The sequence below is a fragment of the Micromonospora sp. NPDC005172 genome (assembly GCF_040608555.1).
In the GTDB taxonomy this organism is placed as follows: domain Bacteria; phylum Actinomycetota; class Actinomycetes; order Mycobacteriales; family Micromonosporaceae; genus Micromonospora.
On sequence record NZ_JBEXIL010000015.1, the window covers coordinates 60,493 to 76,033 of the forward strand.

The following is a 15,541-nucleotide window of genomic DNA, read 5'->3' on the forward strand; positions in this document are numbered from 1 at the left end:
CGTACACCACATTCCCAGTCACTAGCCGTACACTCTGGCGGGCGTGTGGCGCGGCACACGCGACGCCCGGACGGGCCGGGAGAGCCGGCCGCCGGTGACGATCAGGCGAAGAAAGGGGAGCACCTGTGGCTTCCAGCAGGGACCGGCAGCGCAAACTGGCGCGGGCCAAGCTCGACCGGCAGATGGCACGCCGGGCGGCAGCCACGCGGCGGCGTCGGCAGATCCAGGCCGGTGTCGGCGCCTTCCTGGTCCTCGCGGTGATCGTGGCCGGCTCGGCCTGGGCGCTCGGGGCGTTCGACTCCGACCCGAAGCAGAACACGGCCGCGGAGGACACCTGCCTCTGGACGCCGCAGGACGCGACGGCGAACACCAACCTCAAGGACGTCGGCACGCCGGAGACCAAGGGTCTGCCGACCGACGGCACCCGGGCGATGACCGTCACCACCAACCAGGGCGCGCCGATCACCGCCGAGCTGAACCTGACCAGCTCGCCGTGCGCCGGCGCGAGCATCGCGCACCTGGCGAGCCGGTCGTTCTACGACAACACCAAGTGCCACGAGATCACCACCGACGGCGCGCTGCGCTGCGGTGACCCCAGCGGCACCGGCCTCGGTGGGCCCACCTACTCGTTCTACGACGAGGACGTGCCGACCGCGCCGTCACCGTCGGCCAGCCCCGCGCCCGGACAGCCGCCGACGTACCCCAAGGGCACCGTGGCGATGATCTCCAACCCGCCGGGCGCCAACGGCAGCCAGTTCCTGATCTTCTTCAAGGACTTCACCACGGCGGACCCGAAGTACCCGGTGATCGGCAAGGTCACCGGCGGGCTGGACGTGGTGGAGAAGATCGGCGCCCAGCCGACCGTGGACAATGGGACCGGGGCGAAGGTCAAGCCCAAGACCGACGTGGTGATCCAGAGCCTCACGGTCGGCGAGCCGGTCACCGGCGCGGCACCGCCGCCGTCCGGCGCCCCGGCCAGCAGCCCGAGCGCCGGCTGACCGGTCGCCCCACCCACCTCAAGCGGCACCCCGCAGCAGACAGCCAGGAGGATCCAGGCGTGACGTCCACCAGAGAGCGGCAGCGCGCGGCGGCACGCGCCAGACTCGAGAAGGAGATGGCCGAGCGATCGGCCAAGGCCCGCAAGCGCCGCCAGACGCAGGCGATCGTCGGCGCGGCCGCCGTGCTGGTGCTCGTGGTCGCCGGCACCGTCTGGCTGGCCACGACACTCGGCGGCGACGACGACAAGGGCAAGGACGCCGCGTCGGCGCCCGGGGCGTCCGAGTGCGTCTACAACGCGATGCCGGCCGACCAGCGGTCCCCGCAGATCAAGGACGTCGGGGTGCCGAGCAACCAGCAGTCCGCCGACGGTGTGCAGACCATGACGATCGACACCAACCTGGGCCCGATCACGGCCAAGGTCGACCGGTCGCAGGTGCCGTGCACGGCGGGGGCGTTCAGCCTCCTCGCCGAGAAGAAGTTCTTCGACAACACCAAGTGCCACCGCCTGGTGACCGAGGGCATCAAGGTGCTGCAGTGCGGTGACCCGAGCGCCACCGGCAAGGGCTGGCGGGACACCGACGGCACGGGTGGCCCGAGCTTCCGGCTGCCGGAGGAGAACCTGCCCACCGACAAGCGCCCGCCGTACCCGGAGGGTGTCATCGCGATGGCCAACTCCGGTCAGCCGGGCAGCACCGGCAGCCAGTTCTTCATCGTGTACGGCGACTCCCCGCTCGACCCCGCGTACACGGTGCTGGGCACCGTCACCGGCGGCATGGACATCGTCAAGGACGTGGCCAAGGCCGGCGACGACGGGGCGTTCGCCCAGCAGGCCGGTGGCGGCCACCCGAAGAAGGAGGTCGTCATCAAGACCCTCACGATGAGCGCGCCGCAGGGCTGACGCCCACCAGGATGACGAAGCGCCCGCCGGCTGAGCCGGCGGGCGCTCTCGTGTGTGGGGTACGCGTCAGGCGCCGGAGGTGACCCGGTACGCGTCGAACACACCGTCGACCTTGCGGACGGTGGCCAGCAGGTGGCCCAGGTGCTTCGGGTCGGCCATCTCGAAGCTGAACCGGCTCACCGCCACCCGGTCGCGGGTGGTGGTGACGGTCGCGGACAGGATGTTGACCCGCTCCTCGGAGAGCACCCGGGTGACGTCGGCGAGCAGCTTGTGCCGGTCCAACGCCTCGACCTGGATCGCCACCAGGAACGTGGACGCGGACGTGAGCTTCCAGCTCACCTCGACCACACGCTCGGGCTGCGCCCGCAGGTCCTCCGCGTTCGCGCAGTCGTCACGGTGCACGCTCACCCCGCCGGAACGGGTGACGAACCCGAACACCGAGTCGGGCGGGACCGGGGTGCAGCAGCGCGCCAACTTGATCCAGACGTCGCTGACGCCCCGGACCACGACACCGGGATCGGCGCTGCTCTGCCGACTGCGCGGCGGTCGGGTGGCGACGGCGGTCTCGGCGATGTCCTCCGCCGCGCCCTCCTCGCCGCCGTACGCCGCCATCAGCTTCTGCACCACCGACTGCGCGGAGACCTGACTGTCGCCGACCGCCGCGTACAGCGACGCCACGTCGGCGAGGTGCAGGTCCCGGGCGATCGACATCAGCGCGTCCGAGGTGAGCATCCGCTGCAACGGCATGCCCTGCTTGCGCATCGCCTTGACGATCGCGTCCTTGCCGGCCTCGATCGCCTCCTCGCGCCGCTCCTTGTTGAAGTACTGGCGGATCTTGGTGCGGGCGCGCGGACTCTTGACGAAGCCCAGCCAGTCCTGCGTCGGGCCGGCCGTCTCGGACTTCGACGTGAAGATCTCGATCACGTCGCCGTTGGACAGCGTCGACTCCAGCGGCACGAGCTTGCCGTTGACCCGCGCGCCGATGCACTTGTGCCCGACCTCGGTGTGCACCGCGTACGCGAAGTCCACAGGCGTCGACCCGGTCGGCAGCGGAATGACGTCACCCTTCGGGGTGAAGACGTACACCTCCTGGCTGGACAGGTCGAAGCGCAGCGCGTCCAGGAACTCGCTCGGGTCGGCCGCCTCGCGCTGCCAGTCCAGCAGCTGCCGCAGCCAGGTCATCTCGTCGATGTGGGCCGGCGGGCCGACCACCTGGGTGCCCTTGTGCTCCTTGTACTTCCAGTGCGCGGCGATGCCGAACTCGGCGGTGCGGTGCATCGCGTACGTGCGGATCTGCATCTCCACCGGCTTGCCGGTGGGCCCGATGACAGTCGTGTGCAACGACTGGTACATGTTGAACTTGGGCATGGCGATGTAGTCCTTGAACCGGCCCGGCACCGGCTGCCAGTTGGCGTGGATGACCCCCAGCGCCGCGTAGCAGTCACGCACCGTGTCGACCAGGATCCGCACACCCACCAGGTCGTAGATGTCGTTGAAGTCGCGACCTCGCACGATCATCTTCTGGTAGATCGAGTAGAGGTGCTTCGGCCGTCCGGTCGTCTCCGCCTTGATCTTGGCGGCCTTCAGGTCGGTGCCGACCTTCTGGGTGACCTGCCGCAGCAGCGACTCGCGCTGCGGCTGGTGCTCACCGATCAGCCGGTTGATCTCCTCGAACCGCTTCGGGAACAGCGTGCCGAAGGCCAGATCCTCCAGCTCCCACTTGATCGTGTTCATACCGAGGCGGTGGGCCAGCGGCGCCAGGATCTCCAGGGTCTCCTTGGCCTTCTGCTCACGCTTGGGCGCCGGCAGGAAGGACAGGGTACGCATGTTGTGCAGCCGGTCGGCCAACTTGATCACCAGCACCCGCGGGTCCTTGGCCATTGCCACGACCATCTTGCGGATCGTCTCGGCCTTCGCCGCGTCGCCCAGCTTGACCTTGTCCAGCTTGGTGACGCCGTCGACCAGCAGGGCGACCTCGCCGCCGAAGTCGGCGCGCATCGCGTCGAGGGTGTACTCGGTGTCCTCGATCGTGTCGTGCAGCAGCGCCGCGACAAGCGTGGTCGTGTCCATCCCCAGGTTGCCGAGGATCGTCGCCACGGCAAGGGGATGGGTGATGTACGGGTCGCCGGACTTGCGGTACTGCCCGGAGTGCCACCGCGCGGCCGTGTCGAAGGCGCGTTGGAGCAGCCGGGCGTCGGCCTTCGGGTGGTTCTCCCGATGGCTCGCGATGAGCGGCTCCAGCACCTCGCTGACCTGCGAGGTCTGCCAGGGCGCGTTGAACCGGGCCAGCCGGGCGCGCACCCGCCGGCCGGTGGGGGCGCTGGAGAGCCCGAAACCACCGCTCGGCGACGGATCGACACCGGCGTCGCTCGGGAACGGAACCACGACCCCGTCGGCGCCGGGCGACGCCTCGACGGCGCTCGCCGTGACCCCGGTCGGAGCCGTCGCGCCGTCGGCAGGAGCCCTGCCGGCGCCGTTGTCGGTGCCCGTCACCCGTGCCGGCGCGTCGCCGTTCCGGTCGGTCACCGAGCCGTCAGCGTCGCCTGTGGGATGCACCGTGCCCTCCGCCGGAGGAACGACATCGTGGGACACCGGCCTCCTCACCGCTCGCCGGAAACACGCCGGCCGTGTGTCGGCCGGCCTGGTCTCGCGTAGCCGGACGGCGCACCGCCGGCGTCAGCAATGGGCAATGCTACCCGCACGGACGGTCCCCTGCCGCTCCGCCGGATGGTCGACGCCCGGGCGACCGGGCCGACCAGGCCGCGGTGCCGCCGGCCGTCACACCCGGTCACGCAGGAACGCGGGGGCACCCCTACCAGGACGTCCGCAGGTCAGGTATCAAACGGTCAGCAGGGCATGGACCGGACGTGGTGCCAGTCGCTCCCGCGCGCCCAGGAACCCAATCTCCAGGAGCACGGTGAAGCCCGTCACCGTACCGCCGGCGCGCTCGACCAGGTCCCACGTCGCCTCGGCGGTGCCGCCGGTGGCCAGCACGTCATCGACGACGAGCACCCGGTGGCCGGCGGTGAAGGCATCCTCGTGCACCTCCAGGGTGGCCTCGCCGTACTCGAGGGCGTACGACACCGAGTGCGCCGGGCGGGGCAGCTTTCCGGCCTTACGCACCGGTACCACACCCACCCCGGCCGCGTACGCGACGGCCGCCGCGACGACGAACCCGCGCGCCTCGATGCCCACCACGACGTCGAAGGCGTCCCGCCCGTGGTACGCGACGATCCCGTCGACCACCTCACGGAACGCCGCACCGTCGGCGAACAGCGGCATCAGGTCCTTGAACAGGACACCGGGCTTGGGGAAGTCCGGCACGTCCAGCACCCGGCTGGCCACCAACCGGGCGGCCTCCGGGCCGCTGTCTCCGCGCGCCGCGGTGCTGTGGGTCTCCGTCACGGCTGTTCCGTTCCCTTCCGACGACGACGGCGTCCGGCTTGCTGCTCGCACAGCATGCCGGACGCCGTCCGGGCGTTTCCTCGCGGGTCAGCCCCGGGGCGGTCAGCGCCGCTTGGCGCCACCGGGCCGGTTACCGCCGCCGCCGGGGCGACCGCCCCGCGCGCCGGTCGGCCGCTTGCCCGCCGGCCGCGAACCCACCTTGGGGGCCGCTCCGGCCAGCGCGGCGGAGTCCGGGTCGATCACGTCGGCCGTCTCGCCGTCGACCGGCGTCGCGGTCGGGGCGACCTTGCCGGTGGCCTCGCCACGGCCCGACGCACCCCGGCGGGCCAGCACCCGCTTGTTGTGCGCCTGGATGCGCGGGTCGTAGTTCTTGAGCAGCGCCAGCAGCGGCGTCGCCACCAGGATGGAGGTCAGGAACGCCACCGCCATACCGACGAACAGCACCAGGCCGAGGTCCTTCAGGGTGCCCGCGCCGAGCAGGCCGGCACCGATGAAGAGCAGACCACCCACGGGCAGCAGGGCCACCACGGAGGTGTTCAGCGACCGCATGAGGCTCTGGTTGACGGCCAGGTTGGCCGCCTCGCTGTACGTCATGTTGTTGTTGGCGGTGATGCCCCGGGTGTTCTCCTGCACCTTGTCGAAGACCACCACCACGTCGTAGAGCGCGAAGCCCAGGATCGTGAGGAAGCCGATGATCGTCGACGGGGTGACCTCGAAGCCGACAAGCGAGTAGATGCCGGCGGTGAGGATCAGGTTCATGAACAGCGACGAGACCGCGGCGACGGCCATCCGCCACTCGAAGCGCAGGATCAGATAGACCATCACCAGCGCGATGAAGATGACCAGGCCGAGCACGGCCCGTTCGGTCACCTGGCTGCCCCACGCCTCGCTGACCTGGTTGCCGCTGATCTGGCTCACGTCGATGCCGAGGTCGTCGGCGATCTTGGCCTTCACGGCGTTGGTCTGCTCGGCGGTGAGCTGCGCCGTGCGCAGCTCGTAGGAGTCGCCGCCGGGACCGCCGACCTTCTGCGCGGTCGCGACCTCGATGCCGGTGTTCTCGGCCGCGAGAGCCGAGTTGACCTCACGCTCGGCGTCGTCCAGGGTGCCGACGCTGGCGGGCACCTGGAACGAGTTGCCACCGGCGAACTCGATGCCCAGGCTGAAACCGCGGATCGAGAAGCTCAGGATCGCGATCAGGACCAGGACACCGGCGACGCCGAACCACAGCTTGCGCCGGCCGACGATGTTGAGACCGGCCTCGCCGTTGTAGAGGCGGCTCGCCAAACCGTTTTCAGCCATCTCAGGCCTCCTTGGCGCGCGGGTTGCGGGGCTGAGTCTGCTGGCTGCGGGCCGGAAGCGCTCGGCCCAGGCCGCTGACCCGCGGGGACAGGAACGCCCGGGTCCGGGCGAACATCGTCATGATCGGGTGTCGGAAGAGGAAGACCACGACCAGGTCCAGCACCGTGGCCAGGCCGAGCGCGAACGCGAAGCCCTTGACCGTGCCGACCGAGACCACGTAGAGCACCACCGCCGAGAGCAGGGTGATCGCGTTGGCCGAGATGATGGTCCGCCGGGCCCGGATCCAGGCGCGGGGCACCGCGCTGCGTGGGCTGCGCCCCTCCCGGATCTCGTCCTTGAGTCGTTCGAAGTAGATGACGAACGAGTCCGCCGCCACGCCGAGCGAGACGATCATGCCGGCGATGCCGGCGAGGGTGAGCGTGAAGCCGATCTGCCGGCCGAGCACCACCAGCGCGCCGAAGACCAGCAGCGCGGAGAGGATCAGGCTCAGGAAGATGACCGAGCCGAGCAGCCGGTAGTAGAAGAACGCGTAGATGATGACCAGCAGCATGCCGATGCCGGCCGCGAGCAGACCGGCCCGCAGGTGGCTGGCGCCCAGGGTCGCGGTGACGTTCTGCGACTCCTGCGGCTCGAAGGTCACCGGCAGCGCGCCGTAGCGGAGCTGGCTGGCGAGGGCGCTGGCGTCCTTCTGGGTGAAGTTACCGGTGATCTGGGAGTTGCCGGTCAGCACGCCCTGGATCTCCGGGGAGGAGACGATCTCGTTGTCCAGCACCACGGCGACCCGGCACTTGCCGTCCTGACCGAGAGCGGTCGCGTCGCAGGCCTGGCCCTCGTTGTTGAACGACTCACGGGTCAACGCGGTCCACTTGCCCTGGCCGTCGCCGGTGAAGTCGAGGCTGACCACCCAGGCGTTGGTCTGGTCGAGCACCGCGTCGGCGTCGTCCACGTCGGTGCCCTCGACCTTGGCCTGGTCGAGCAGGTACTTCGAGGCCCCATCCTCGCAGGACACGACCTGCTGCTTGGGGTCGGAGATCGACGCCGGCGGGCGCTTGTCGAGCTGGGCGCAGCCGATCGTCGGCACGTTGAACTGCATCTGCGCCGGCAGTACGGCGACCTCTTGCGGGGTCAGCGTGCTGAACGGCTTGAGCTTGTCACCCAACGACGGGTCGGTGCTCAGGTCGGCGGGAGCCTGCAACGCGCTGGCAGCCTGCCAGGCGGCGGCACCGACCTTCTGCTCGACGGCCTTGCGCTGCTGCTCGATGCTCGCCGGCACCGGCTCGGCGCTGGCACTCGCCGACGGCGCGGCACTCGCCGAGGCCGACGGGGTCGGCGTGGCACTGGCGCTCGGCGCGGGCGCCATCCCGCCCTGTCCGCCGCTGGCCGACGGGCTCACCTTCGGCGCGGCGCTGCCCGACGGGGCCGGCGGCGTCGCGGCACCGGACGGCGTGACGCTGCCCGGCGCCGGCGTGGCCGCCGGCGGCGCAGCGGCCGTACCGCTGCCGTCCGCGGCCTTGAGCACCTTGCGGAAGCGCAGCTCGGCGGCGCTGCCCACGTCCGTCAGGTCCCGGTTCTCACCCGGCAGGGAGATGACGATGTTCCGGTTGCCCTCGGTGACCACCTCGGCCTCGGCCACGCCGAACGCGTTGACCCGGCTCTCGATGATCTGGCGGGCCTCTTCGAGGTTCTCCGCCGTCGGAGGCTTGCCGTCGACGTTGTTGGTCGCCTCCAGCGTCATCCGGGTGCCGCCGATCAGGTCCAGACCGAGCTTGGGCTCGAGCCGGTCCTTGAAGCTGCCGCTGGCACCGCCCGCGAAGAACACCAGAAGGTAGAGGACCACGAAGATGAACCCGAGCACGGCGAGCTGCCGGCCGGGTCGCATCTGTCCCTGAGGTGGTGCCACGGTTGTCCTGTCTCCCTGTACGGTCGCGCCGCTGCGCGCGGCGGCGGCGAGTGTCGGGCCGGGGGTCCCGGCCAACGGTCTGACCTGAGCCGACGGGATGCCGACACAGTGGCCGGACACGCCGGACGGGGGACGCCGACGGCCACGGGAACGTGCCGACGCCCGGCGTCGACCCAACTATCCAGTTTTCACGTCACGTCCGCTGCCCCGTCGGGCGCGGTGACCCCGGGGGCCGGTCGGCCGGCCGTGCGCCGAAACCGTCGACCCCCTGCGGGAAGGTCATTCCTTGACGGTGTCCGCGTCCTCGGTGACCGGCTCGCTCGGCAGCTCCGCGCGGGTGACCACCCGGGCGATGGCCGGCCGGGCGTAGCGGGTCTGGACGCCCGGAGCGATCTCGAGCAGGACGGCGTCGTCCTCGACGCCGGTGACCGTGCCGTAGAGCCCGCCGATGGTGACGACCTCGTCGCCCGGACCGAGCGCCGACTGCATGGCCTCGGCGTCGCGGCGACGCTTCTGCTGGGGACGGATCATCATGAAGTACATGACGCCGAAGAGCAGGACGATCATCAGGATCGGCGTGAAGCCGCCGGCCCCACCACCCGCTGCAAGGTATTGCACGGTTACTGCCTTCCCATTGGCCCCTGTCCGGCACGGGGAGTGCCAGAGCGGAGGCGGATTCTCACATCCTGTACAGACCGCGGCGAAGTCTAATCCCTGCACCTGAGAACACCGAATGCGGCACAGATCACGTTCACATTACGGCTGATCGGGTGGCACGGAGAACAGATCGGGTGCTGGCGCGACATCCGCCCCAAATGTACCATTAGGCGGGGTACGCCCCAGATGCAGCCAGGCGGCCTCCGTGGCCACCCGTCCCCGGGGCGTACGCGCCAACAGGCCGGCGCGCACCAGGAACGGCTCGCAGACCTCCTCGACCGTGTCCGGCTGCTCCCCCACCGCCACCGCGAGGGTGGACAGGCCGACCGGGCCGCCCCGGAACGACTCCACCAGAGCGGTCAGCACCGCCCGGTCCAGCCGGTCCAGACCCAGCGCGTCGACGTCGTACACCGTCAGGGCCTTGCGGGCGGTGCCCAGGGTGACCACACCGTCGGCGCGGACCTCCGCGTAGTCGCGGACCCGGCGCAGCAGCCGGTTGGCGATCCGCGGAGTGCCTCGGGACCGGCCGGCGATCTCCGCCGCGCCGTCCGGCGTGATCGGCACCCCGAGGATGCGCGCCGAGCGGTGCAGCAGCGTCTCCAGATCCGCCGGGGCGTAGAAGTCGAGGTGCGCGACGAAGCCGAACCGGTCCCGCATCGGCCCGGTCAGCAGACCCGACCGGGTGGTCGCGCCGACCAGGGTGAACGGCTCGACGTCCAGCGGGATCGCGGTCGCGCCCGGCCCCTTGCCGACCACCACGTCGACGCGGAAGTCCTCCATCGCGCTGTAGAGCAGCTCCTCGGCGGGTCGGGCGATCCGGTGGATCTCGTCGATGAACAGGACGTCGCCCTCGGCGAGGCTGGTCAGGATCGCCGCCAGGTCGCCTGACCGTTCGATCGCCGGGCCGCTGGTCACCCGGATGCCCGCGCCCAACTCGGCGGCGACGATGTTGGCCAGGCTCGTCTTGCCCAGGCCGGGTGGCCCGGAGAGCAGGATGTGGTCCGGCGGCGAGCCCCGCCGCATGGCGCCCTGCAACAGCAGGTCGAGCTGGTCGCGTACCCGGTCCTGGGCGATGAACTCCGCCAGCCGCCGGGGCCGTACGGTCGCCTCCGCGTCCCGGTCGGCATCACTGACGTACGCCGAGACGAGCCCGTCGGTGTCGCTCATCGGGTACGGCCCAGCAGTCGGATGGCCTGCTTGAGCAGGACCGGCACGGGCGGGGTGGCACCCTCGATGCTCTCCGCCACGGCGGCCACCGCCTGGTCGGCCTGCCCGGCCGTCCAGCCCAGACCCACCAGCGCCTGCCGGACCTGGTCGGGCCAGGCGCCGCCGGTCACGCCGCCCACCCCGTCGGCGCCGATCGACACCGGGCCGATGCGGTCCCGCAGCTCCAGCACCAGGCGCTCGGCGCCCTTCTTGCCGATGCCGGGCACCCGCGTCAACGCGGCGGTGTCGGCGTTGGCGATGGCCTTACGCACCGCGTCCGGCGTGTGCACGGCCAACACGGCCTGTGCCAGCCGCGGGCCGACCCCGCTGGCCGTCTGCAGCAGCTCGAACAGCGCCTTGGCGTCGTCGTCGGCGAACCCGTAGAGGGTCAGCGAATCCTCCCGGACCACCAGGCTGGTCGCCAGCCGCGCCGGCTGCCCCACCCGCAGCTCCGCGAGCGTCCCGGGGGCGCAGTGCACGGCCAGACCGACCCCGCCGACCTCGATCACGGCCAGATCCGGACCCGTCGCGGTCACCGTGCCGCGCACGCTGGCGATCATCGTGCTCCTCCTCGTCGTGCCCGGTCGGCCGCGACGGCCAGCTTGGAACGGGTGCCGCCGCGCCACACGTGACAGATGGCCAGGGCCAGCGCGTCGGCCGCGTCCGCCGGTTTCGGCGGCTCGGCCAACCGCAGCAGCCGGGTCACCATGGCGGTCATCTGCGCCTTGTCGGCCTTACCGGAGCCGGTCACGGCCGCCTTCACCTCACTGGGCGTGTACGTCTGCACCGGCAGCCCGGCCCGCGCCCCGGCCAGCACGGCGATCCCGCTGGCCTGGGCGGTGCCCATCACCGTACGGACGTTGTGCTGGCTGAACACCCGCTCGACGGCCACGCTCTCCGGCTGGTGCTCGGCGACCAGCTCGTTCAGCGACCGGTCCAGGTGCAGCAGCCGCAACGCGAGGTCGTCGGCCGGATCGGTGTAGACGACGTAGTAGGCGACAAGCGTGCAGGGTCGACCGGGCACGCCCTCGACCACGCCCACCCCACAGCGCGTCAACCCCGGGTCGACCCCCAGCACCCGCACGCCGCCCCCTCCCCCAGTACGTGTGTTCGACACCCTAACCCCCGCCCTTCCCACCGGCCCCACGGGACACGCGCCCCGCGCCCCGCGCCCCGCGCCCCGCGCCCCGCGCCCCGCGCCCCGCGCCCAAGATCCTCACAACATCGGGGAAGTTGCTGCATCCGCCCCGCCGGAGACAGCAACATCCCCGAACTTGCTGACTGAGATGCGCGCCAGGCACACCCGAGACGCGCCGATGCATCGCCCTCGGCACACCCCGGCACGCCAAAACGCGCGCCGGGCGCGCAGATGTGCACGCCTTCGGCAAGCCCGGGCACGTCAGGGCGCACGTCAAGCTTGCCGGAACCCACGCCAGGCAACGCCGAGATGCCGCCCAGCACGCCGAGATCCCGAGACGCCCGGCACGCCGAGGTCCGCGCGAGGCACACCGTCGGTGCGCCGGGGCACGCCTCGGTGCGGTCAGGCGTACCGAGGCGTCGTTTGCGGATCGGGGTTCGGAGCCCTCGGACTTCTTCTCGACATCGGCTATTGACGCTGCCGTAACAGGTGGCCTAGCGTCTGTCGAAACGTTTAGTCGAAACGCTTCGACGATCAATGGGAAGCGTTCCACCGCCGGGCCGGAGGAGGTGCGTGGTGGCCACGATGCACGACGTCGCCCGCCTCGCGCAGGTCTCGGTGAGCACCGTGTCGTACGTGCTCACCGGCACCCGGCCGATCTCCCAGGCCACCCGCGCCAAGGTGCTCGCGGCGATGGCCGAGCTGGACTACCAGCCCAACGCCATGGCCCGGGGGCTGGCCAGCCGGCGCAGCCGCATCCTGGGCCTGTTGATGCCGATGGACGAGCGTGGTCTGGGTGCCACCGAGACAGCGTTCGTCACTGGTGCCGCCGCTGCGGCCAGCGCGGTCGGTTACCACCTCGTGCTCTCACCGGTCGGCGGTGGGGACCTGGACGACCTGCGTCGGTTGGCCGCCCAGCGGATGCTCGACGGTGTGGTGCTGATGGAGGTGCAGCTCGCCGATGAGCGGGTCACGGTGCTCCAGGAGGCGGGTGTGCCGCTGGTGCTGATCGGACGCACCGGCGACGCCGCAGGGCTCTCCTTCGTCGACATCGACTTCGAGCAGACCGTCCGGGAGGCCGTGGCGCACCTGGTCGGCCTGGGGCACCGCCGGATCGTCTACGTCAACCACTCGGCGGCGACGCTCGCCAGCGGTTACGGCCCGGCGTTGCGTACCCGGGATGCCTTTGTCACGGCCATGGCCGGCCACGGCCTGGAGCCGATCATGATCCCGGCCGAGGACAGCGCGGCTGGCGGGCGGGCGGCCCTGGCCGCCGCGCTCGCCCGTGCCCCGGAACTGACCGCCGTGCTGGCGATGAACGAGACGGCGCTCTTCGGCATCCTCGGTGAGTTGACCGGGCGGGGGCTGTCGGTGCCCGACGACGTATCGGTGGTCTCGATGGTCACCTCGCCGCAGGTCGCCGAGTTGGCCACTCCGGCGCTGACCGCGATGACGTCGCCCGGCTCGACCCTGGGTCGGATCGCGATCGAGGCATTGGTGCGGCACCTGGACGGGCCCGGCGACGAGCGCCACCAGCAACTGCTGCCGTGCGTCCTGGAAATCCGGGGATCGACCGGCGCGCCGCGACCAGACCGACCACATAGGGGCTGACCAGTAAAAACGGCCCGCCGCCGCGCGGCAACGCGACGACGGGCCCAGTGAGATACCGGGCTCGATACTCAACGAGGAGGATAGCAATGCAGCGATTCCGCCGGATCGTCGCGGCGATCGCCCTGGCGGCGACAGCGACGACCACCGTGGCCGCCTGTGGCGGCGGCGAGAGCGAGGACGACAGCGGGGCCAAGACCCTCAAGCTCTGGCACTACGAGAGCGAGAACAGCGCGATGGGGGTCGGCTGGAACAAGGCGATCGAGATCTTCAAGGCCGAGCATCCGGGCGTCGAGGTGCGCTTCGAGCGCAAGGCGTTCGAACAGATCCAGCAGAACGCCGGCATGATCATCAACTCGTCCGAGGGCCCGGACATCATGGAGTACAACAAGGGCAACGCGACGGCCGGTCTGCTGTCGTCGCAGGGTCTGCTCACCGATCTGAGCGCCGAGGCCGACAAGCGCGGCTGGGCCGGCAAGCTCAGCGCCAGCCTCCAGACCACCGCCCGGTACAGCGACAAGGGCGTGATGGGGTCGGGCAACTGGTTCGGCGTACCCAACTACGGCGAGTACGTCACGGTCTACTACAACAAGGACCTGTTCGACCGCAACGGCGTCAAGGTGCCGACCACGATGGCCGAGATGACCGCCGCGATGGACACCTTCGTCAGCAAGAAGATCACTCCGCTGGGCATGGCCGGGGCCGAGTATCCGGCCGGGCAGCTCTTCTACCAGTTGGCGCTCTCCAAGGCCGACCGGCAGTTCGTCGACAACTACCAGCTCTACAAGAACCCCGTCGACTTCAAGGCCGACCCGCTGAAGTACGGCGCGGACACGTTCGCCGACTGGGTGCGCAAGGGCTACGTCGCCAAGAACTCGGCGAGCCTCAAGGCCGAGGACATGGGCACCGCGTTCATCGCCGGCAAGACCCCCATGATCGTCTCAGGTAGCTGGTGGTACGGCCGCTTCAAGACCGAGATGAAGGCCAACTGGGACACGTTCCTCTTCCCCGGCAACACCCTCAACGCCGGGTCGTCGGGCAACATCTGGGTGGTTCCGTCGAACAGCAAGGCCAAGAGCCTGGCGTACGACTTCATCGACATCACGCTGCGTCCGGAGATCCAGGACCTCATCGGCAACAACGGTGGTGTCCCGGTGGCCGCCGACGCGTCCAAGATCAGCGACCCGAAGGACCGCAAGCTGATCGAGGACTTCAACACCGTCAGCAAGCAGGACGGGCTGGCCTTCTACCCGGACTGGCCGGTGCCCGGCTACTACGACGTGCTGGTCGGCGGTTTCCAGGGCCTGATCAACGGGTCGAAGTCCCCGGACCAGGTGCTCGACACGATCGCCAAGCCGTACGCCGATGGCGTCAAGGAGATCACCGGCAAGTGACACGGCGAGCGGCGGGCGCGACCGGCACGACCGGAGCGCCCGCCCACCCCGCCGGGAAGGACCTTCCATGGCAGTCTCCGAGACCGTCGAGGCCGCACGCCCGACGGCGACGCCAACCCCGCCGGAGCCCCGCCGCCGACCGCGCGGCCGCGACGCGGCGTACTGGCTCTACCTGCTCCCCGGGGCGGTGCTGTTTCTCCTGGTGATCGGCGCGCCGCTGGTCGGCACCGGTTACCTGTCGCTGACCAAGTGGTCCGGCATCGGCGACCCCACCTTCGTCGGGTTCGACAACTACCAGCGCCTGCTGGACGACGAGGTGTTCTGGGCGTCGTTCCGCAACACCGTGGCGATGATCGTCGCGATGGTGGTGGTGCCGACCCTGCTCGGGCTGCTGCTCGCCTCGGTGCTCTTCGACGTCATCGGCCGCCGGTTCCAGCCGCGGACCGCCGCCGGCCTGCGGGCCGCCTTCTACCTTCCGCAGGTGCTGCCCGTGGTGGTCGCGGGCATCGTCTGGGGTTGGATCCTGCGGCCCGACGGCGCGTTCAACAGCCTGCTCGACGCGGTCGGCCTCGGCGCGCTGCGCCACGACTGGCTCGGCGACCCGGACACGGCCCTACCGGCGGTGATGGCGGTGATGATCTGGGTGCAGATCGGCTACCCGGTGGTCGTGTTCATGGCCGCGTTGCAGCGGGTGGACCCGGAGCTGTACGAGGCGGCCGAGGTGGACGGCGCGAACTGGCTGCACCGGTTCCGGGCGATCACCCTGCCGCAGATCCGGCCGGAGACTTTCGTGGTGGCCCTGACCTGCACCATCGCCGCGTTGAAGGTGTTCGGGCCGATCTTCGCGCTCACCCGGGGCGGCCCGGAGAACGCCACGAACGTGCCGTCCTACTTCGCCTATTACACCTTCTTCAAGAAGCTCCAGGTCGGCTACGGCTCGGCGATCTCCACCGTGCTCACACTGATCATCGTCGTGGTGGCCGGGGTCTTCATCTGGTGGCAGGCGCGCACCGAGCGCCGGGACCGGGGGTTCTGAC

13 protein-coding genes are annotated in these 15,541 nt (G+C 70.5%); 5 read left to right on the forward strand and 8 right to left on the reverse strand.

Annotated elements, in window-relative coordinates; translation table 11 throughout:
* Nucleotides 1-125: 125 nt before the first annotated feature.
* Entirely contained in the window at nucleotides 126-998 is an 873-nt protein-coding gene (locus ABZV06_RS13165) for a peptidylprolyl isomerase (protein WP_355247176.1), read from the forward strand.
* Between the two features lie 59 nt (nucleotides 999-1,057).
* The gene (locus ABZV06_RS13170) at nucleotides 1,058-1,897 is read left to right on the forward strand and encodes a peptidylprolyl isomerase (protein WP_355247173.1); all 840 of its coding nucleotides are present in this window, start codon (nucleotides 1,058-1,060) and stop codon (nucleotides 1,895-1,897) included.
* Nucleotides 1,898-1,963: 66 nt separating this feature from the next.
* Here the strand turns inward: ABZV06_RS13170 and ABZV06_RS13175 are convergent, their stop codons facing one another.
* The 8 genes from ABZV06_RS13175 to ruvC all read right to left on the reverse strand — a co-directional run bounded on the left by ABZV06_RS13175 (nucleotide 1,964) and on the right by ruvC (nucleotide 11,448).
* Entirely contained in the window at nucleotides 1,964-4,489 is a 2,526-nt protein-coding gene (locus ABZV06_RS13175; RefSeq protein WP_355621143.1) for a bifunctional (p)ppGpp synthetase/guanosine-3',5'-bis(diphosphate) 3'-pyrophosphohydrolase, read from the reverse strand.
* A gap of 246 nt (nucleotides 4,490-4,735) precedes the next feature.
* Nucleotides 4,736-5,302 (reverse strand): adenine phosphoribosyltransferase, encoded by a 567-nt coding sequence (locus ABZV06_RS13180; protein WP_355247167.1) that lies wholly within the window; start codon nucleotides 5,300-5,302, stop codon nucleotides 4,736-4,738.
* 102 nt (nucleotides 5,303-5,404) lie between these two features.
* The gene (gene secF / locus ABZV06_RS13185; RefSeq protein WP_355247164.1) at nucleotides 5,405-6,601 is read right to left on the reverse strand and encodes a protein translocase subunit SecF; all 1,197 of its coding nucleotides are present in this window, start codon (nucleotides 6,599-6,601) and stop codon (nucleotides 5,405-5,407) included.
* A 1-nt stretch (nucleotide 6,602) separates the two neighbouring features.
* Nucleotides 6,603-8,501 carry a protein translocase subunit SecD gene (gene secD / locus ABZV06_RS13190; protein ID WP_355247162.1) on the reverse strand — a complete coding sequence of 633 codons (1,899 nt, stop codon included), beginning with the start codon at nucleotides 8,499-8,501 and terminating at the stop codon, nucleotides 6,603-6,605.
* A 279-nt stretch (nucleotides 8,502-8,780) separates the two neighbouring features.
* Nucleotides 8,781-9,119, reverse strand: coding sequence for a preprotein translocase subunit YajC (gene yajC / locus ABZV06_RS13195; RefSeq protein WP_354856026.1), 339 nt, complete (start codon nucleotides 9,117-9,119; stop codon nucleotides 8,781-8,783).
* Between the two features lie 138 nt (nucleotides 9,120-9,257).
* On the reverse strand, nucleotides 9,258-10,325 hold the full coding sequence (ruvB, locus tag ABZV06_RS13200) for a Holliday junction branch migration DNA helicase RuvB (protein WP_355247159.1): 1,068 nt from the start codon (nucleotides 10,323-10,325) through the stop codon (nucleotides 9,258-9,260).
* Nucleotides 10,322-10,924, reverse strand: coding sequence for a Holliday junction branch migration protein RuvA (gene ruvA / locus ABZV06_RS13205; protein WP_355247156.1), 603 nt, complete (start codon nucleotides 10,922-10,924; stop codon nucleotides 10,322-10,324). The genes ruvB and ruvA overlap by 4 nt, the downstream gene beginning before the upstream one ends.
* Nucleotides 10,921-11,448: a crossover junction endodeoxyribonuclease RuvC gene (ruvC, locus tag ABZV06_RS13210; protein ID WP_355247153.1), complete on the reverse strand. Its 528-nt coding sequence runs from the start codon at nucleotides 11,446-11,448 to the stop codon at nucleotides 10,921-10,923. Before ruvC ends, ruvA begins: the two co-directional genes overlap by 4 nt.
* 639 nt (nucleotides 11,449-12,087) lie before the next feature.
* Here ruvC and ABZV06_RS13215 point away from each other — a divergent pair.
* The 3 genes from ABZV06_RS13215 (at nucleotide 12,088) to ABZV06_RS13225 (ending at nucleotide 15,540) form a co-directional block, all read left to right on the forward strand.
* Nucleotides 12,088-13,113, forward strand: coding sequence for a LacI family DNA-binding transcriptional regulator (locus ABZV06_RS13215; RefSeq protein WP_355245804.1), 1,026 nt, complete (start codon nucleotides 12,088-12,090; stop codon nucleotides 13,111-13,113).
* Between the two features lie 86 nt (nucleotides 13,114-13,199).
* Complete coding sequence (locus ABZV06_RS13220; RefSeq protein ID WP_355621146.1) at nucleotides 13,200-14,504, forward strand: extracellular solute-binding protein; 1,305 nt, start codon at nucleotides 13,200-13,202, stop codon at nucleotides 14,502-14,504.
* 67 nt (nucleotides 14,505-14,571) lie between these two features.
* Nucleotides 14,572-15,540, forward strand: a complete 969-nt coding sequence (locus tag ABZV06_RS13225; RefSeq protein WP_355245780.1) for a sugar ABC transporter permease — start codon at nucleotides 14,572-14,574, stop codon at nucleotides 15,538-15,540.
* Nucleotide 15,541: the final 1 nt, after the last annotated feature.

Coding starts and splice junctions, on each gene's coding strand:
- secF (WP_355247164.1), bottom strand. CDS start 6,601: ATGGCTGAAAACGGTTTGGCGAGCCGCCTCTACAACGGCGAGGCCGGT.
- ruvB (WP_355247159.1), bottom strand. CDS start 10,325: ATGAGCGACACCGACGGGCTCGTCTCGGCGTACGTCAGTGATGCCGAC.
- ruvA (WP_355247156.1), bottom strand. CDS start 10,924: ATGATCGCCAGCGTGCGCGGCACGGTGACCGCGACGGGTCCGGATCTG.
- ABZV06_RS13215 (WP_355245804.1), top strand. CDS start 12,088: ATGCACGACGTCGCCCGCCTCGCGCAGGTCTCGGTGAGCACCGTGTCG.
- ABZV06_RS13220 (WP_355621146.1), top strand. CDS start 13,200: ATGCAGCGATTCCGCCGGATCGTCGCGGCGATCGCCCTGGCGGCGACA.
- ABZV06_RS13225 (WP_355245780.1), top strand. CDS start 14,572: ATGGCAGTCTCCGAGACCGTCGAGGCCGCACGCCCGACGGCGACGCCA.